17 protein-coding genes, 1 other RNA gene and 1 pseudogene are annotated in these 17985 nt (G+C 36.9%); 6 read left to right on the top strand and 13 right to left on the bottom strand.

Features of this window, described 5'->3' with window-relative positions; all coding sequences use genetic code 11:
- The first annotated feature begins 4 nt into the window (after positions 1-4).
- Positions 5-1024 (top strand): bifunctional 3,4-dihydroxy-2-butanone 4-phosphate synthase/GTP cyclohydrolase II, encoded by a 1020-nt coding sequence (locus CYP64_RS06985; protein WP_103649198.1) that lies wholly within the window; start codon positions 5-7, stop codon positions 1022-1024.
- 47 nt (positions 1025-1071) lie between these two features.
- On the opposite strand, the gene panB is transcribed toward CYP64_RS06985, so the two are convergent.
- On the bottom strand, positions 1072-1881 hold the full coding sequence (gene panB, locus CYP64_RS06980; RefSeq protein WP_103649197.1) for a 3-methyl-2-oxobutanoate hydroxymethyltransferase: 810 nt from the start codon (positions 1879-1881) through the stop codon (positions 1072-1074).
- Between the two features lie 86 nt (positions 1882-1967).
- Between panB and CYP64_RS06975 the strand changes: the two genes are divergently transcribed.
- Entirely contained in the window at positions 1968-2372 is a 405-nt protein-coding gene (locus tag CYP64_RS06975) for a phosphorelay protein (protein ID WP_084042130.1), read from the top strand.
- Positions 2373-2398: 26 nt separating this feature from the next.
- Positions 2399-2757, top strand: a transfer-messenger RNA (tmRNA) gene (ssrA, locus tag CYP64_RS06970).
- A gap of 43 nt (positions 2758-2800) precedes the next feature.
- Here ssrA and CYP64_RS06965 read toward each other — a convergent pair.
- The 3 genes from CYP64_RS06965 to CYP64_RS06955 are packed head-to-tail and all read right to left on the bottom strand — an operon-like array spanning position 2801 to position 5107.
- On the bottom strand, positions 2801-3688 hold the full coding sequence (locus CYP64_RS06965; RefSeq protein WP_087580572.1) for a cache domain-containing protein: 888 nt from the start codon (positions 3686-3688) through the stop codon (positions 2801-2803).
- A complete protein-coding gene (locus CYP64_RS06960) occupies positions 3681-4052 on the bottom strand; it encodes an HIT family protein (RefSeq protein WP_103649196.1) in 372 nt (123 codons plus the stop codon). The genes CYP64_RS06965 and CYP64_RS06960 overlap by 8 nt, the downstream gene beginning before the upstream one ends.
- A gap of 14 nt (positions 4053-4066) precedes the next feature.
- Positions 4067-5107 carry an AI-2E family transporter gene (locus tag CYP64_RS06955; protein ID WP_103649195.1) on the bottom strand — a complete coding sequence of 347 codons (1041 nt, stop codon included), beginning with the start codon at positions 5105-5107 and terminating at the stop codon, positions 4067-4069.
- Positions 5108-5313: 206 nt separating this feature from the next.
- On the opposite strand from CYP64_RS06955, the gene CYP64_RS06950 reads away from it, so the two are divergent.
- From CYP64_RS06950 to CYP64_RS06940, 3 genes are read left to right on the top strand one after another with little or no spacing between them, the layout of a single operon-like run.
- Positions 5314-5610 carry a hypothetical protein gene (locus CYP64_RS06950; protein WP_103649194.1) on the top strand — a complete coding sequence of 99 codons (297 nt, stop codon included), beginning with the start codon at positions 5314-5316 and terminating at the stop codon, positions 5608-5610.
- Entirely contained in the window at positions 5607-6023 is a 417-nt protein-coding gene (locus CYP64_RS06945) for a hypothetical protein (protein ID WP_103649193.1), read from the top strand. The genes CYP64_RS06950 and CYP64_RS06945 overlap by 4 nt, the downstream gene beginning before the upstream one ends.
- A gap of 11 nt (positions 6024-6034) precedes the next feature.
- The gene (locus CYP64_RS06940; protein WP_103649192.1) at positions 6035-6613 is read left to right on the top strand and encodes a hypothetical protein; all 579 of its coding nucleotides are present in this window, start codon (positions 6035-6037) and stop codon (positions 6611-6613) included.
- A gap of 40 nt (positions 6614-6653) precedes the next feature.
- Here CYP64_RS06940 and CYP64_RS06935 read toward each other — a convergent pair whose 3' ends face one another.
- The 9 genes and pseudogenes from CYP64_RS06935 to CYP64_RS06895 form a co-directional block, all read right to left on the bottom strand.
- Positions 6654-7733 (bottom strand): cytochrome C, encoded by a 1080-nt coding sequence (locus CYP64_RS06935; protein WP_103649191.1) that lies wholly within the window; start codon positions 7731-7733, stop codon positions 6654-6656.
- Between the two features lie 23 nt (positions 7734-7756).
- Positions 7757-8767 carry a Holliday junction branch migration DNA helicase RuvB gene (gene ruvB / locus CYP64_RS06930; RefSeq protein ID WP_021090089.1) on the bottom strand — a complete coding sequence of 337 codons (1011 nt, stop codon included), beginning with the start codon at positions 8765-8767 and terminating at the stop codon, positions 7757-7759.
- 49 nt (positions 8768-8816) lie between these two features.
- Positions 8817-9923 (bottom strand): sensor histidine kinase, encoded by a 1107-nt coding sequence (locus CYP64_RS06925; RefSeq protein ID WP_103649190.1) that lies wholly within the window; start codon positions 9921-9923, stop codon positions 8817-8819.
- Positions 9907-10575, bottom strand: a complete 669-nt coding sequence (locus tag CYP64_RS06920) for a response regulator transcription factor (RefSeq protein ID WP_054196949.1) — start codon at positions 10573-10575, stop codon at positions 9907-9909. The genes CYP64_RS06925 and CYP64_RS06920 overlap by 17 nt, the downstream gene beginning before the upstream one ends.
- Before the next feature lie 90 nt (positions 10576-10665).
- Positions 10666-11601, bottom strand: coding sequence for an NrfD/PsrC family molybdoenzyme membrane anchor subunit (nrfD, locus tag CYP64_RS06915; RefSeq protein WP_103649189.1), 936 nt, complete (start codon positions 11599-11601; stop codon positions 10666-10668).
- Positions 11594-12157, bottom strand: a complete 564-nt coding sequence (locus CYP64_RS06910) for a 4Fe-4S dicluster domain-containing protein (RefSeq protein WP_072595164.1) — start codon at positions 12155-12157, stop codon at positions 11594-11596. Before CYP64_RS06910 ends, nrfD begins: the two co-directional genes overlap by 8 nt.
- 9 nt (positions 12158-12166) lie before the next feature.
- Positions 12167-14440: pseudogene (phsA, locus tag CYP64_RS06905) on the bottom strand (thiosulfate reductase PhsA).
- A gap of 293 nt (positions 14441-14733) precedes the next feature.
- A complete protein-coding gene (locus CYP64_RS06900) occupies positions 14734-16221 on the bottom strand; it encodes an anaerobic C4-dicarboxylate transporter (protein ID WP_054196953.1) in 1488 nt (495 codons plus the stop codon).
- 91 nt (positions 16222-16312) lie between these two features.
- A complete protein-coding gene (locus CYP64_RS06895; RefSeq protein WP_103649188.1) occupies positions 16313-17713 on the bottom strand; it encodes an aspartate ammonia-lyase in 1401 nt (466 codons plus the stop codon).
- Positions 17714-17985 lie beyond the last annotated feature (272 nt).

Genomic DNA, 17985 nt, shown 5'->3' with positions numbered 1-17985 from the left:
ATTTATGGCATTTGAAAATGTATTAAAAGCGATTGAAGATATAAAAAATGGAAAAATGGTAATTATGGTCGATGATGAGGACCGTGAGAATGAAGGAGACTTGGTCTTTTCAGCGGCAAGCAGCGATATGCAAAAGGTAAATTTTGCAATCACTCATGCAAAAGGTGTGCTTTGTCTTGCGATGGATGAAGCAAACGCAAAAAGACTTGATTTGCCGCTAATGGTTTCTAAAAATACATCCAGTCACGAAACTGCATTTACTGTCACAATTGACGCAAAGGAAGCGACGACAGGCGTAAGTGCTTATGAGCGAGATATGACGATTAGACTTGCTGCTAGTACTGATTCGGTGCCTGAAAATTTTGTAAGGCCTGGGCATATATTTCCGCTTATTGCAAAGAAAGGCGGCGTACTCGTTCGAACAGGTCACACTGAAGGATCAGTTGATCTTTGCAAACTCGCTGGCGTTAGCCCAATGGCAGCGATTTGTGAGATCGTAAAGGAAGATGGTACAATGGCAAGACGTGATTATTTGGAAGAATTCTGTAAAAAATTTGACCTAAATATGATAAGCGTTTCTGAATTAGTAGAATACAGACTTAGTCACGAAAGCTTAATAGAGGTTTCGCCCGCAAAGAGTGTAAAAATCTGTGGTTTTGAAGCAAAAAGATATGACATAAAAGATCACGAAAATAAAAATCACGCTGCCTATGTTTTTGGAGAGACAAAAGCGCAAACTAATGTAAAATTTCAAAAAATAAGCAAAGATCATGAGCTTTTAAGCGGAGATAAATTTGATAATTTATTGAAGGCATTGGATTTTTTAAGTAAAAATGGCGGAGTGTTACTATTTTTAGACAGCAATAAAAGCGATACAAGCTCGCAAAAAGATTATGGCATTGGGGCACAAATTTTAAAGTATTTTGGCATAAGCGAAATTGAGCTTTTAAGCTCAAATAAAAATAAAGAATTTGTAAGCCTTGCAGGTTTTGGTCTTGATATAAAAGGCTATAAAGAAATTTAAATAGATAGCCTTTTGGCGCTTTTTATTTAACGCGGATATGAATCATCCTAATAGCAAAATTCTTCACTTGGAAAAATTTTGCCTTTTACATCATTTGCGTAGGATTGCACACTCTTTCTTACAATATCCGCTCCATCAAGATAGCGTTTTACAAATTTTGGTTTAAAGTCTTCAAAAAACCCGAGCATATCAGACCACACAAGCACTTGTCCATCGACGTTTACCCCAGATCCGATACCAATAACTGGTACATGAACTTGCTTTGTTATCTCGCTAGCCACGCTACTCATCGTACCCTCAAGCAAGATACCAAATGCTCCAGCTTGCTCGAACGCCAAAGCCTCGTCAATTAATTTTTTTGCCTCGATCTCGCTTCTACCCTTTATCTTATAACCACCTTCAAATTTATAAAACTGAGGCTTTAAACCGATATGAGCCATAACATTTATGCCCTCTTCACAAAGGCGCTTTACTAAATTTACTTGGTGCATGCCAACTTCGAGCTTTACTGCATCGGCATTTGTCTGTTTGAAAAATTTTATCGCATTTTTTATCGCTTGCTTTTCATTTGTGTAGCTACCAAATGGCATATCAGCCATGATAAAAGTATTTTTAGCTCCGTTACAAACGGCCTTTGTATGATAAAGCATGGTATTCATGTCCGCGCTTATCGTGCTTTCTTGCATATTAAAACTCATATTTAAGCTATCGCCAACCAAAATAATATCAGCATAATCATCAAAAAGCTTAGCAAATAACGCATCATAGGCTGTTATCATTACAATAGGCTCAATGTCTTTTTTATTTTTTATATCATTTATGCTTAGTTTTTTCTTCTGAGTTTTTTCATTTTTCATTGCAAGCTCCAAGGATTTTTAGCTAAAAGGCTAACAATTTTATCAAATTTTTGCTACAATTACGCCAATTTCTTAAGGACATAAAAATGGGTATATTAAAAAGGCTTGAAATAGATTACTCTTATGATATAGTTGAAGAATTTTTATCTCACTATGCTTTAATGTGCGATTTACTCGAGCCTTTGATAATAAATTTAGGAAGAGCTGATAAATATAAAGATAGTATCTTAGAGCTTACTAGGATTTTTCATAATATTAAATCAGCAGCAGGATTCATGCATCTTGATCCGATATTAAAGCTTACAACTTTAGCTGAAGAGATAGCTCAAGAAGCAAGAAGTCTAAAAGGGCCAGCAAATGATAAATTTATAGATTGGTTACTACTTATTAGCGATCAGTTTAATAAATATAAAGATGACGTCGAGAACGATTTTGAATATTTTAGCGTTCTTGAACCAAAAATCATTGATGTGCCTGCAAAACTTAACTAAATAATTCACTAACCATTTTATTTTTTGGGAGCGACTTGGCTTCGACAGGAGCAGAGTGTGTACGGTGGCACGTCGCTTTGAGCAAAGCGTAAAAAGCTCAAATTAAATTTAAACGCAAACAACGTTAATTTCGCTCCTGCTTACGCTAAAGCTGCGTAAGTTCAGTTGAGCCTTGCTTAGTCTAATTCTAGCTAGGACAAAAGCAAGTAATTTAGCTAGAGTAGGCTCGTAAAGTGACTGCTTGCTAGCTGAAATTTTAGTCTTAGTCTAAATTTTGGTTTTGGAAAGTGAGCCTTTTTAGATGAAATTTTCACTTTTGCTAAGCGTGTAGAGGCTGTATGCATTTTGTTTTTGGACAGGGGTTCGATCCCCCTCGCTTCCACCATTTTTATCTAAAATACAAATAAAAATTTATTAAATAGCTTAAATTAAAAAAGCTCTTCTGACTCAAAATAATTTTGTGAAATATTTCGCTCTTTTTCATTGGTGTTTACATGAAGCACATAATAGCCTATCTGTGTGTTGCTAGCATCTATTAGTGGTACCACGCAAAAGTAGTGCGTTTTATAAACGTAAAATTCATATTCTTTAAAATTAATATCACGCAAAAAACCTACAATATTTAAATTTGCACTGCTTAAATTTTCGATGTAATAATCATTTAAAATTTGATCACTTGGAATACTTTTACGAGATGGCATCTTGTCTTTAGCTAAAAGAACAAATAGATCAATTCCTTGCTTTTTAAAATAATTTCCAAGTGAGTCAAAATTTAACAAAACCTCGATGTTGCCAATAATTTTACCATCACGTATTACGTTTGAGACAGCCCTTATATGCGTTCCAGCATACCACGCCTCGATGCCGACCATGGGCTTGTTTTGATGCCTTGACTCTTGCACTAAAAACCTACTACTAGCGATCATATCGCCATATCTGTTTAGATCCCAACTCCTTACATAGCTTTTTAGATCTTTATCATAAATATGAAGCTTAATGTTGTTATACATCGATGCTGCGCCAAGGGTTTTGGTTAAATTTTCGATATTTTTTATACATTCATCGCGACTTTGTCCTAGCAAGCACATTTGTATGGATTCATTTTGAGCAAGCAAGATCGAGATCGCCATTGATGAAAATTTCTCATCATCTATACTTTTATTAAGCTGTTTTACCTGGTAATCAAAAAAGACTCGCATATTATTTTGCATCTTTTCAGCCATATAAGAGCTGTAAAGAAAGTAAAAAAGCCCTCCAAGTACTATGATAAAGATAAAAACGATATAGAAATTAAAATATTTTTTATATTTATTCAAAACTAGCCCTTAACTTTTCTTCTAAAAATTTTGCAAATTTATCAAATTCTGGCAACACAAGCTCACTTTTTCTTTTTGGATTAGCCCAAACACTATCTGGAAAAAATGCATCGCCACTAAATCTAGCAATAACATGAATATGCACGTGTGGCACATAGTTACCAAAACTAGCGATATTTATCTTAGTTGGTTTATAAAACTCAAGCATCGCCTTTTCGCTTATAAGCATCGCTTCAAATAGCCTTGTCCTACTCGCTTCATCGCAATCGCTTAGCTCACGAAATGGCTTAATGGTAAAAATTTTTATCCATGGAAGTTCATTGTCTTCACGCTCGATTTTTATAAATTTATCTTCATAGATCATATTTGTCCCTATTTTTATACGAAATTTCTCTCTCTTAAAAGCGTATAAAGCTTGATAGTCGAGATAAAAAATGTCACGATCGCTGGTCCAAGGATCACGCCCCAAAACCCAAATGTCGTGATACCTGCAAGCATCGCAAAAAATATAAGAAGTTCATTTATTTTTGTTGGTATTTTAACCAGCTTCGAGTTTATAAATTTAATAACAAGTGGTTTTAAAAGCGTATCAGCTGCAAATGAGATCACTACGATCGTATAAATTGCGATAGTTATCGCTGCTGCTGTGTTGCCATTTGCAAACTCATAAATGCTAATAGGCCCCCATGCCAAAATACCACCAACGACTGGGATGAGTGAAGCAAAGCTAAAAAAGATGCCAGTTAACACGCCGTCATAGCCGTAAAAGCTTGTGATAATAGCAAATAAAAAGCCTTGGATTATCATATTTGCAATGGTTGAATAAAAAACGACGCTCATCACGTTACCAACTTCGCTTAAAATAGACTCTGTATCATCTTGCTTTAGCGGAAGCGCATATTTTAGATAGCTGATTAGTTCATTGCCATAAAGATTGCAAAAGAAGAAAAAGACCAAGATAATGATCATATCAACACCAAATTTAAGGCTTAACTTACCTAGACTTGCAAGATTTGTCGCAAGTTGAGAAAAAAGCATTTTAATATCAAGTCCGCCGATAAATTCTTTTATCTTTGGCTCTAAAAAATTTATCGACTCAGGCATCCTAAAATCATAATTTTTGATAAATTCGATAGTCTTTGTGACATTGTTTATATCAAAGCCAGCCGCGTATTTTGCGATCTCAACTACCGCATAAAGAAGTGGGGCGATAAATAAGCAAAGAAGCACCGACGTGGTAAGCGCCGATGAAAGCGTCTTGCGGTTTTTAGTGAGCGATAAAAATGCGATTTGGACATTTGAAACCGCGACAGCAAGCAGTGCAGCGATAAAAATATCAAGCAAATATGGTTTAAAAAGATAGACCACCAAAGCTAACGCACAAAATGCAAAAATTCCAAAAAATAGTCTATTGTTCATCTTGCTCCCTTAAAATGGGGTAATTATAGCAGATTTTATTTTACATACTTAGATAACTTATTATCTTTATGTGGCATGAGTTACATTTTAGTTTTAAATATTTTATAAACACCTATTTAATTTTTGTATATCTTTTATAAAATTTTAAGTAGGCTCTAAGCTGGGGGGGGGGCAGAATAGCACTTATATTTTTTTAAGGAGAAAAAATGAGCGTTTATCCATTTAAAAGTGGCTACGAGATGCTTTACAACAATGGTGGATTTGAGATTGTCTTTGGATTGAGTGAGGATTGTGGTGACATGCGCATTGGTATGAGATGGGCTACTACTACATCAAGTCAAAATGGCTACCCAATAGGTAAAAACGGTGAGCCTAGGTACTTTATACTCTCACAAGACCTTGATATAACTTTTTTAGCTACTCTTTTGGGTGGTGAAAAAGAAAATGACAAAAAAATAGTTAAAGCCATAAAAACTCTTATTATACAAGGAGAGAAAAAATGAAATTTTTTATCACTCTTTGTGTCCTTTTTGGTTTTTACATGTCAGCTTTTGGAGAAGAGGCATTTATACTAAGGCTAAATGGAAGCAAATCTTCTTTTACTATTACCTCCAAAGTAGATTTTTTAAGAATAGATAACTTTATAGTAAATAGGGGAAGATGCGAAACCACTTGGTTTGCAAGAAACTATATAGGCGAAAAACCTGTAGAATTTTATGTATATAGTAACAATAATGGATTAACAATCAATAAAAAATCCGATAGATTAAACAAATTTACATTTGATATATTTGGCCAATTTACAGCAAGTGTAATTCTTGGCTTTGGAGAAACCCATAGATTTTCTGCTGATTGCAATGCTATAGAGATAGTAGTAGTGACAAATTTTGGCAACTTTACATACAATATAGAATAAAAGGATGTAGTATGAAAAAAATTATTTTGTTTATTTGTATATTTTTATCATCCATAAGTGCATCTGAAAATGCACCTTTTGAAGCAAAACTGCTATTAGAAATAAAAAATATTAGTTATCCTATAAATTTAGATGATGCATATGTAAAGATAATATCCAAGGTGGACGATCTTGTAATCAATAAATTTTCGCCAAAAGAGTTGTTTAAAAATGAAGGGTATCGGCCAAGACTAGAAGCCATATGGCAAGTTACTGTAGATAATCGTGTCTTTAATGTAACACTTGAAGGAGGGGCTTACTATGGAGAATACTTTATACATGAAGAACTTTCTAAAAATAAAGGAGAATTTGATTTAGAAAAATACAAAGATTTAAAGTCTTTTATCAAAAAATATGGCAAAGATGCTGTTAGTGTAAAACTATCAAAAGGACAAGAAAAGATATTTAAAATACATTCGTACGCTTTCCCTAGTAATGGTGCTGTAAAAACAACGATCTCAACAAATTATGGAGATTTTGACATAGACGTAGATAATCTACCTTTTGATGCTCCATGGGCAATAGATATTGTGCCTAAAGATGAAGACTAAGCCATTTAAGTAGCCAAATTTGGCTACTTAATTTAACCTTTTACGTGCACTGAAAATTTGTCCCAATGATCTCGCATTCATCACAGACTTGAACATATATAGTTCCCTCGCCATCTATCAACGCACCAAAAGGAATTTGTGCTAGATATTTCATGCTTTTGCTACATTTTGGACATTTTAAATGCTCAGCATCTTGCTCCCACTGCGGATATCCGCCAAGTAAAATTTCGCTATCTATCATATATGAGTAGTGAGCGCAAACCTCACTGGCTAGCTCGAAATTTTGCCCATCAAGCATCGCCACAGCCTCTCTTACATAGTCTTCACTCTCACCCTCGCCTACCACTTCTGTTTGCACGCTTTTGCCGTCATTTTGGCAAAAGTACTGCACCAAGCCCACGCATGTCGGGCAAAATTTAAGCACAGCATCGTTTTTAAGCTCTAGCCCAAGTCGCTTTAGACTCTCTTTTTTGATTGTAAATTCCAGCATCTCACCGCTACAAAATTTACATTTTTCATCGCTTAATGCCTTAAATTTAACACCTGCATCTGCGTTTTTACTTGGCTCGCAGATAAAACACCTATCAAAAACTAAGCTTCTTCTCTTGCCACTGCTATCAAAGCTCCAGCCAGCAGTCTGCGAGTACCCATCAGTATCAGCATAAAGCTTCGTCTTCCAAGGCTTTGGCGCACCATAAAGCTTAAAAAATAGCTCCCTTACCACCTCATCGCCCTGCCAGGCAAGTGCTGAAAGGATGTGATTTAGCTTGACTATATTTTCTTCGCTTGAAAGCCTCTTTATAAGCTCATCTCGGATATTCGCCGAAGCATTTTTGTAAATTTCAGGTGGGTAGTACTCGCCGTTTTTTGTCAGCTCTTCAATGATCTGCTCATCGCAAATACCATGCACATAGAAAATATATGTGAGATCGCTGTAAATTTCATCAAATTTATCTAGCTCGTCAATGTGCGTAAGGATATTTTTCTGCCTCTTTTTGATCTCATCCTCGCTTAGGCCCTCGTAAAACTCCAGCTTCTCTTTTTGCCTGCACCAGTAGCAGATCCCGTCAAAGTAAATCGTCCTTTGCTCGCACTTAGGACAAAGATGTGGCTCGCCCATTTTTGCTCCAAATTTAAATTTCTCTACTCAAAAAGCCCTTTTTCGATGTCGATCTTGACGTTAAAGGTCTCAAAGCACTTCGCACTTGCAATCCTGCCCTTTGCCGTGCGCTCGATAAAGCCATTTGCAAGCAGATATGGCTCGATGACGTCCTCAACCGTGCCCTCATCCTCGCTAAGTGCCGCTGCGATCGTGCTAAGCCCCATAGGACGGCGCCTTGCTTGCATCAAAATTTCTAAATACCTAATATCCATCTCGTCAAATCCAAGCGAATTTACCCCAAGCGCGTTAAGCCCCTCTTTTGCGCGCTCGTGGCTGATGATTTGCTCGTCATTTACCTCGGCAAAGTCGCGAATTCGCTTTAATAGTCTAAGAGCGATCCTTGGCGTGGCACGTGAGCGTTTGGCGATCTCAAGCGAGGCGTTTTTATCGCACTCTTTGCCAAGCTTGGCAGAGGCTATCTGCACGATACGGCTTAGCTCGCTGCTTGTATAAAACTGCAGCCTAAAGTCCATCCCAAAGCGGTCCCTTAAAGGCGCTGAGATCATGCCAGCACGCGTCGTTGCGCCAATCAGCGTAAATTTTGGCAGATCTATCTTGATAGTCTGGGCAGCCGGCCCTGAGCCAATTATAATATCAAGTCTAAAGTCCTCCATCGCAGGGTAAAGCACCTCTTCAATGGCTGGGCTTAAGCGGTGGATCTCATCGATAAAAAGTACGTCGCCCTCTTGTAAATTTGTAAGGATAGCCGCAAGATCGCCACTCTTTTCTATCATCGGTGCCGCAGTCATTTTTATACTTACGCCCATTTCGTTTGCGATGATGTGAGCAAGGGTCGTTTTACCAAGTCCTGGAGGGCCATAAAAAAGTACGTGATCTAGGCACTCGTTTCGCTTTTTAGCGGCTTTTATAAAGACATCTAAATTTTGCTTTATCTTTTCTTGTCCGATGTAGTCTTCAAATTTTGTTGGTCTAAGCGAGACTTCAAAGTCATTTTCAAAGCTTACTTTTTCGATTTCAACGATTCTATCCAAAGTTTTTCCTTGTAAATTTAAGGCTTCATTTTACGCTTTTATGCTTAATCTAAGCTCGTTTAAATTTATAGTAAAAGGTGCTGCCTTCATTATAAACGCTATCAACGCCATATATGATGTCATGTTTTTGGCAAATTTCACTGACGATATTTAGCCCAAGGCCAAAGCCGCCTTGGATTTCATCCTCTCTGACGTATCTTTTCCAGACCTTTTTGACGTCCTTTATCCCCTTGCCAAAGTCCTGCACGCTAAGATTTATGCGGTCTGCTTCAAGCTCTAAATTTACTATTATCTCGCTCTCTTTTTGGCTGTATTTTATTGCGTTTGTTATGGTGTTGTCGATGATGCGCTGAGCTTCAACTCTGCTTAGCATAGTAAATGCATCGCCTTCTAAATTTGTCTTTATCTCGATATGCTTAACATCAGCTACGCTTGAGAGAAATTTCACTCGCTCTATTATGTATTCGCCTAAATTTAGGCGCTCAAGTGGAAATTTTATGTAGCCACGCTTTATAAAATACTCGACATCTTCGTAGGTTATTTGCATCTGTTTTAAGGCGTTTTTGATGCGAGTTATATACTTGTTTTCAAGCCCAAGCATCTCAAGATTCATACCAGCTACACCAAGCGGGGTCTTTAGCTCATGCATGGCGTCATTAAAGAAGTTGTTCATATACTTTTGAAACTCTTTATAGGGCTTAACGCTACTTAGATATAAGAAATATACGATAAAAAGCACAGCCACAAGGATGACAAGGAGCATAAGTGCCGCTAGAAATATACTTTTTTCATTATCAAGCTCTTTTTCAACGACAATGTAATAAGGCGTTTTATCCTTTATAAAAAAACTTTTATAAAACAAGAAGCCATTTTCTTCAAGTGTTACAAATTTAAAGTTGCTTGGCTGCTTGGTAAGATTTGAAATAATTGGGTTAAAATTTACATCATAGATCGCAAATTTATACTTTAAAGAAGGAGTTATATTTTCATTTTTTAAAAACGAATTTTTGATAATGGTTTCATGCTTCATCGCACCAAAAAGAGCTTTTGAAGTGCTGTTTTTTTGGCTTAAATTTAAGATCACAAAGCTTTGAAAACAAAAAAGCGACATTATCACAAATGTCGCTATGATCTGGATCTTAAAGCTCTTGTGCATCTATCTTGTAGCCTATACGCCTCTTTGAAGTGATAAAGTCACTAGTTGTTTTGTTTCTTATCTTTAAAACATGCATTCTGATATCAGCGCCTTCTATCTCTTTGTCATTCCAGACAAGATCTCTTAGCTCTTCCATACTGACGTAAGAATTTAGATGTGAAACTAGACACTCAACAAGTGCGACTTCTTTTGCGCTAAGATCGACCATTTTGCCGTTTTTAAATAGCGCACGCTTGTTTAGATTGAAGCTAAATTCGTCATTGATCTTTACTATGTTTTTATCGTCAGTTCCATAGTATTTTCTCATAAGCTCAGCTACCCTAAATTTAAGCTCAGCAAGCTCAAATGGCTTTTTTAGGTATTCGTTACAGCCAAGCTCATAGCCAATAGCCATATCGCCTATATCAACTAAAGATGTTGTTATCATGATAGGAGCGTTTGGATTTAGACTTCTTATATACTTGATAACTTCATGTCCATTTACACCAGGTACTTTTATATCAAGTATAAAAAGATGATAGAAATTTTTCTCTATCAGATCACACGCTTCTTGGCCATCGCTCACCGCTGTAACTTCATAACCAAGCGTCTGCAAAAACTCACAGACGCTCTCTTGAAACCCTAAATCATCTTCTAAAAGCAAAATTTTCAAATCTCTCTCCTAAAAAATAAGTTTTATTAAGATTTAGCCCTATTGTAATATTTAATAGGTAAATTCAAAATTAAAATTATTTTTTAAGCATTAAATAAAAATTTGCCCCGCATAGACAATGTAACACCTTAGCAAAAAGACGCCACATATTACGAATAATGCGTTGATCACGGCAAATTCGCGTTTAAAATCATGCACCTTTAAAACGCTTAAGTCTAAAATGATAGGCAAAGCCATACCAAAACCAATGACACCAATATAAAACATCAGCCCAAGAGAATTTGCGCTAAGTGCGTTTGCTACGCTCTCCGCACCACTTGTGCTTGCACTTTTTACAACCATAAAAAGAGCAACTATGAGCAAAAACTCGGTAATAATCGCAAAAAAATCAAATTTTAATAAATAGTGTGCAATATCGTTTTGCCTTTTTGCCTTATCTTTTAGCACGCCAACAAGTAGTGTAAATGCACCAGCACAGCTCAAGCCTGATACTAAAAATAATACTGGCAAGACTGATGTATTCCAAAGTGCGATCTTGTGAGCTGCACTTAGCAAAAAACCTGTATATGCACCAACGCCAATGCCTAGGATAAAAAGCAAAATTTCAAGTAGGCTTGAAAGCTTGCTAGCAAAATTTGCAACCACGTCAAAAAGAGAAATTTTAAGCATTGCGATCTCGTTTTTAAATGCACCAACTGCATATATAACGCCAAGAGGCGTATAAACTAGAAGCAATGCAACGCCTATTGACATAACTGAGTCGAAGTTGTAAAGCAAGAGTATCCAGTAAAAGCTAAGCGGCTTGCCAAGATCAAGCACCAAAAGAGCAAGTCCAAGGACGATCGCCACTGGAGCGATAAGAGTGGCTGCTTTAAAATAGTAGTTCTCTTTGCCATATTTTTTTGAAATGAGCACAGCAACGATGCTAGCACCCGCACTAAGTCCTGCTAAAAATAGATAAACGGCTATCGGCCAGCCCCAGTAAATTTCAGAGTATTGAGCTAGGCTTCCTGACATGTTATTCATGGTGTGCTCCTTTTGTATTTGCGATCATCGCAAGTGAAGGTTTTGTGTTTAGCTCCGCTTTTGGCAAGTAGTATTTGCTCTCTTTTAATTTCTTTGAAATTTTAGAATTTTCATCATTTACATCGCCAAAAGTTAGGGCATTTGTAGGGCAGACGCTAACGCAAGCTGGCTCTTTGCCCTCTTCTAGCCTACTCTCATAGCAAAATGTGCATTTGCCTATCTCGCCATTTGGCAAGACATAACGAGCGTCGTATGGACAGGCCAGGATGCAGTATTTGCAACTAACGCAAATTCTATGATCAAGCAGCGTTACGCCATCAGCTGTTTTAAAGCTAGCGCCAGTTGGGCAAACCTCAACACAAGGTGCATCTTCGCACATAACGCAACTTTGACGCAAAAAGTCAGTCTTTAAATTTGGAAATGTCCCACTCATCTTTGCATGCACCTGCAAGCGGTAAAGTCCCCTTGGTACGTTGTTTGCACTTCTGCAAGCTACCGAGCAGCCTTGACAGCCGATGCATAAATTTTCATCATGTATCATCATATATTTTTTCATTTTCTATCCTTACGCTTTACTTATGCTAACGCCAACATTTGTAACCATAGTCGCAGCTACTGGCCCTTCAGCTGGATTAAGAAGCACGCTTGTATTTAGCCCCACGTGATCTATACTCTTAAGAGCTGGGGTGATGTGTCCAAAGCCGTGATATATAAAGAGTGTATCTTCCCTAATGCCCTCGGTCACCATGAGCTTGCCCTTTTGCTCGCCAAATTTATTTTTCACCACAACCATATCGCCATCACGTAAATTTTTACGTTTAGCTGTTTTTGGATTTATCCAGATAGGGCTATCACTCATAAGATCATGAAGCGACGGCACCGCCTGAGTGTGGCCATTGGTATGAATAGGCGTTTTGCCACAAGTTAGACAAAGATCATGTCCGTCAAATGTGTCCATATCTTTATCATTTAGCGCGCCATATCCTGCAAACTGCGCCTCGACATCAGGTAAAAATAGCTCTATCTTGCCGCTTTTTGTTTTAAGCTTAGCCATATCGTCCATTAGGCCATTTTCGCCTACAAATTTAGATGCGACTGGATATTTAGCAACAAATTTATCGATCATGCCCTTTTCTCTAAACAAAATTCCCGGCTCATCCCACGTGATAAAGCCATCTTTTTCAAGAGCGGCAAGTAAATTTACATCTCCGCCAGTTTGTTGCATCCTAAACTCACGTATGTCGTTCCAAGTGTAAAGCTCGTCTATCTTCATGCGGCGTGCTAGCTCTCTAAAGATAAACGCTCCATCTTTTGTGTCGCCAACTGGATCAATAACTTTATTTCTTATCATATAAGCTGGCTTTAGACCTGACTTATCCTCTATGCCCTCGTCGCGCTCAAGGTAGCTACTCTCAGGCAAGATGACATCAGCAAAGGTCGCCATATCGTTTAGATAAACATCGCTTACCACGATAAAATCAAGCTTCTTCATCGCCTCTATGCTCTTCATCGTCTCAGCAACATTTATTAGGTGATTAAATCGGATATTAAACCAGCCTTTTATGGCGTAAGGCTTCTCGTTTAAGATAGCGTCATTTATATCCATCAAAACGCCATGTTTTCTACTTACAAATTTATGCCTACCAGTCTCGCCAGCAAAGTCTAGTCTAGTCACTTTTGGTACTTTAAATTTCTCATCTGGATTTTTAAGAACGGGGAATTTATCCTCGCCGACTAGTTTGTTAAAGGTTTTAGCATTTTTACCACCAAAAAGACCGCCTTTAACCTCCCAGTTGCCCATCATCGCATTTGCCACCATGATGGCCTTTGTCCTCATATATTCAGCTTTTGTGGTGGTTGTCTTATGCCCAAAATCAAAAATAACTCTTGGGGCAGCTTTATAAATTTCATCAGCGATGCGTCTAACATCACTTGCTTTTATGCCGGTGATCGCCTCTTGCCATTCAGGCGTTTTGCCCTCTACGCTTTTAACGATCTCATCAAAGCCAATTGTAAATTTTTCAATAAATTCTTTATCGTAAGTGCCATTTTGTATCCATGTATTTATGATAGCTAGCACAAAAGCTAGATCGGTACCAGGTCTAACTGGCAGCCACTCATCAGCCTTTGAAGCCACCACGCTAAATCTTGGCTCAAGCACAAGTAGCTTTGTATCTTTTTTAGCTGCAAATTTAGCAAGCTTTTTAGCATCGGCTATAACTATGCCTTCAAAGAGATTGTGACCAAAATTTACAATATATTTTGCGTTTGCAAAGTCTCTTTTTAGCTTAGCTATTCCATACATCTGCTCGCAGACCATTTGATATGTGATCGGACAGCATGAAAAGTGTGAAAAGCAGTTTGGCGAGCCATAAGATGAGGCAAAATTTACCATTAGCTTATGCGTTTGCGAGCTTTTACAGGTAAAAACAAAGCTTTAAGGGCCATACTTTTGCTTGATCTCAAGCATCTTTGAAGCAACTAGATCAAGTGCCTCGTCCCAGCTAGCCTCACGCCACTTATTTTCGCCTCTCTCACCAACCCTGATCAAAGGCTTTTTGACTCTATTTTCGTCATAAAGCTGACTAAACCCAGAGCCACCTCTTGCACAAAGCGAAGTCGCCGTACCGCCAGCTTTTGGATTACCGCTTAAGAAGCAAATTTTATTATCAACGACCTTTGCTTCAATAGGGCATCTTGAAGAGCACATCTCGCAAAAGCTACGGACGTACTTCTCATCTTGCTTTGCAGCATTTTCCAAAGCACCACCCGGTAAGGATGATGCAACCATACTAACTCCAGCACCGAATTTTAAAAATTCTCGTCTATTTAAGCTCATCTTTCTCCCTTTAAAAGATATTTGCCTTTAGTTATTCTAGTATTTAAAGTTGAAAATAAAATTAAATTTTACTTAATATTTATATTTAGATTTTTAGTTTTAAAAAATTAGTATGCTAATATCAAAATGAATAAAATTATAAAAATGATAAATTTAATTAATATAATTTTTAACGCGATCTTATAAAAATTTTAAATATAAAATTTTGATTAAGGATTTTGAATAGAAATTAAAAATTTTAAAGGGATTTAAAAAGCCGAGAGAGATCTCGGCTTAAGTTTGATTTAAAATACTTATAAAAGTATCGGAGCTATCAAAAATCCAAGTGCGACAGAAAAAGCAATAGCTAAAACGCCTGGAATAAAAAAGGAGTGGTTGAATATATATTTACCTATCCTAGTTGTTCCAGTATCATCCATTTGAACGGCTCCAAGTAGTGTCGGATATGTTGGCAATACAAACAATGCTGAAACTGCAGCAAATGATGCAACTAAAATATATGCGTCACCGTTATTTGCAGCAGTTAAACCAAGTGCGGCTATAACCGTAGGAATAAGCGCCTTTGCGGTAGCAGCTTGAGAATAAAGAAGCATACTAGCAAAAAATAGCGCAACAGCTAGCATAAACGGATAGTCTTTAACAAAATCGCCGGCAAAATTTTTGATCGCATCGGTATGATTTACCACGAAAGTATCTCCAAGCCACGCTACACCTAGCACACAGACGCACGCGGTCATACCGCTTTTAAATGTAGCTGTATTAAATAGCTTATCGACTTTAACGCCACAAGTTAGTGTGATTAAAGTAGCGATAACTAGCATAAAGCTCATAATAGCGTTATCTCTAGTTAATACCAACACCTTTGTAGGTTTATCTGGATCTTCTACATATTTTACATTAGTAGTTGAGTCAGTTTTGACTTTTATATCTTTTGCGACAAGTTCATTAAATTTATCTGGACTTTTGGTCTCATAAATTTTTTCATAGCCTGTTACATAGCTTGGTTTTATCCAGCCTACGTTTTTACTAATAGCAGTAGCATATAAAACGACAGAGATGACACCGACTAAGAATATTAAAACAGATAGTTTAGCTCCTTTTGGAAGCTCTTTTTTCTCTTCGATTTTAACATCTTTGATTAGCCCTTCTTTAAGTCTTCTTTGATACTCTTTATCGCTACTTAGATCAAGATTATAAAATATATTTATAACAAGAGCTGTTAACATACAACCAATAAAAGTTGTAGGTATCCAGATAGCTAATAGTAATGGATAGCTAATGCCAAGTCCACCCAAAGCATGCTCACCAGCCATAAATACAACCGCTGCTGAAACCGGGCTTGCAGTAATAGCTATCTGACTAGCAACAACAGCTATACTAAGAGGCGCGCTAGGTTTAATATTTTGTGTCTTTGCAACTTCAGTGATAACTGGAATCATAGAAAATGCTGTGTGTCCAGTACCGGCAAATACAGTTAGTAAATAAGTGACAACTGGGGCTAAGAAATTTATGTATTTTGGATGTTTTCTTAGTATCCCTTCGGCTATTTGCACCAAATAATCAAGGCCACCAGCTACTTGCATCGCTGTAATAGCAGCTATAACGGACATAATGATTAAAATAACATCCCAAGGTATACTACCTGCTTTTAATCCAAGTCCTAAAGTTAAAACTACGACGCCGATGCCACCAGCATAACCAATAGCCATACCGCCTAGTCTAACACCCAAGAATATCGCACCAAAAAGCACGATCAACTGTAATATCAATGAAATATCCATTGAAAACTCCTCTATTAAATTTTATAACTAAATTTTTTACTTAAGCGTGTCAGAATTTTGACACGCTTTTAATAATACTTTGCTTAAATTTTTACCTAACCATGCTTGGATTTAGCATATTTTTTGGCTCTAAAATTTTGTCGATCTCTTCTTTGCTTAGATAGCCTCTCTCTAGGCAGATATCACCAACTGCTTTACCAGTTTGTAAAGCTTCTTTAGCAATACTTGCAGATTTTTCGTAACCGATGTATGGGTTAAACGCAGTTACGATACCAACTGAGCCTAGAACTGATTTTAAGCAAGCTTCAGGATTTGCTGTTAGTTTTTTTACAGCTTTTTCAGCTAGTGTTTTCATCGCGTTTTCAAGGATAAATATAGAGTTAAATAATGCATAAGCGATGCCTGGCTCAAATGCATTTAGCTCAAATTCGCCTCTTTCTGAGCAAAGCATGATAGTTACGTCGTTACCGATCACTTCATAGCACGCTTCGCCTACAACTTCAGCGATAACTGGGTTTACTTTGCCTGGCATGATTGAGCTACCTGGTTGCATTTGTGGTAAATTTATCTCGCCAAGGCCACATCTTGGACCTGAATTCATCAAACGAAGGTCATTTGCGATTTTTGAAAGTCTAACAGCTGCAGTTTTTAACGCACCACTTACGTGTACAAAGTCTGCAGTGTCTTGTGTAGCTGCGATGAAATCATCAGCTTTTTTGAAATCAACACCAGTGATATCTTTTAACTTTTTAACAACTACATTTTTATAATCAGGGTGGCAGTTAATACCTGTACCAATCGCAGTTGCACCCATATTTAGATATGTCATTGACTCGCGTGCAGCTGTGATCTTTTCTATATCGCTTTTAATGTAGCTTGCAAATGCATTAAATGTATTTCCAAGTGTTGTAGGAACTGCGTCCTCAAGCTCAGTTCTACCCATTTTAATGATATCTTTAAAATCTTTTGCTTTTTTATCAAGTTCATCTTTTAGTAGATTCATCGCAGCAAGCAAATCAGTAAGTTTTGCGTAAGTTGCTACTTTTATTGAGCTTGGGTAAGTGTCATTTGTGCTTTGTCCAAGGTTTGTATGATCGTTTGGATGGATGTATTGATACTCACCTTTTTTATGCCCCATGCTCTCAAGTGCGATATTTGTAATAACCTCATTTGCATTCATGTTTGTACTTGTTCCAGCACCACCTTGAACCATATCAACCACAAATTGATCTAAAAACTCACCAGCTATTACTCTATCAGCAGCTTTTGCTAGCGTATCAGCGATCTTAGGATCTAAAACACCAACCTCTTTATTTGCAAGTGCAGCTGCTTTTTTGATTTGTGCAAATGCTTTTACAAAGTATGGATACTCTTTTAAAGTTCTACCGCTCATGTGAAAATTTTCGGTAGCTCTAAATGTTTGGATACCATAATAAAAATCGTCAGAGATTTCCAACTCACCTATAAAATCGTGTTCTTTTCTGGTTGCCATAACCATTCTCCTTATAAAAAATGTATTAATGAAATTATATAGATATTTAATATTTTAAATATTAATTACTACTTTATTTTTTTAAGCTTTGACTTTTAACCTAGATAAAACGACTTTTGGAGAAAAATTTATAGTAGCTTTTAAGCTATATTTAATAATATAGCTTAGATAAATTGTTATTTTAATAATAATATCACTTTTTTATTATATAAAAAGCTCATAATTAGCTCGAATTTATTTAAATTTTTAAGTTTAAAAGATAAATATATAGA

The organism is Campylobacter concisus (assembly GCF_002913945.1).
In the GTDB taxonomy this organism is placed as follows: Bacteria; Campylobacterota; Campylobacteria; order Campylobacterales; family Campylobacteraceae; genus Campylobacter_A; species Campylobacter_A concisus_P.
The sequence above is the reverse complement of the archived record's forward strand: the minus strand, read 5'-3'. Positions and strand labels throughout refer to the sequence as shown.

Coding starts and splice junctions, on each gene's coding strand:
- CYP64_RS06985 (WP_103649198.1), top strand. CDS start 5: ATGGCATTTGAAAATGTATTAAAAGCGATTGAAGATATAAAAAATGGA.
- panB (WP_103649197.1), bottom strand. CDS start 1,881: ATGAAAAATGAAAAAACTCAGAAGAAAAAACTAAGCATAAATGATATA.
- CYP64_RS06975 (WP_084042130.1), top strand. CDS start 1,968: ATGGGTATATTAAAAAGGCTTGAAATAGATTACTCTTATGATATAGTT.
- CYP64_RS06960 (WP_103649196.1), bottom strand. CDS start 4,052: ATGATCTATGAAGATAAATTTATAAAAATCGAGCGTGAAGACAATGAA.
- CYP64_RS06955 (WP_103649195.1), bottom strand. CDS start 5,107: ATGAACAATAGACTATTTTTTGGAATTTTTGCATTTTGTGCGTTAGCT.
- CYP64_RS06950 (WP_103649194.1), top strand. CDS start 5,314: ATGAGCGTTTATCCATTTAAAAGTGGCTACGAGATGCTTTACAACAAT.
- CYP64_RS06945 (WP_103649193.1), top strand. CDS start 5,607: ATGAAATTTTTTATCACTCTTTGTGTCCTTTTTGGTTTTTACATGTCA.
- CYP64_RS06940 (WP_103649192.1), top strand. CDS start 6,035: ATGAAAAAAATTATTTTGTTTATTTGTATATTTTTATCATCCATAAGT.
- CYP64_RS06935 (WP_103649191.1), bottom strand. CDS start 7,733: ATGGGCGAGCCACATCTTTGTCCTAAGTGCGAGCAAAGGACGATTTAC.
- CYP64_RS06925 (WP_103649190.1), bottom strand. CDS start 9,923: ATGCACAAGAGCTTTAAGATCCAGATCATAGCGACATTTGTGATAATG.
- nrfD (WP_103649189.1), bottom strand. CDS start 11,601: ATGAATAACATGTCAGGAAGCCTAGCTCAATACTCTGAAATTTACTGG.
- CYP64_RS06910 (WP_072595164.1), bottom strand. CDS start 12,157: ATGAAAAAATATATGATGATACATGATGAAAATTTATGCATCGGCTGT.
- CYP64_RS06900 (WP_054196953.1), bottom strand. CDS start 16,221: ATGGATATTTCATTGATATTACAGTTGATCGTGCTTTTTGGTGCGATA.
- CYP64_RS06895 (WP_103649188.1), bottom strand. CDS start 17,713: ATGGCAACCAGAAAAGAACACGATTTTATAGGTGAGTTGGAAATCTCT.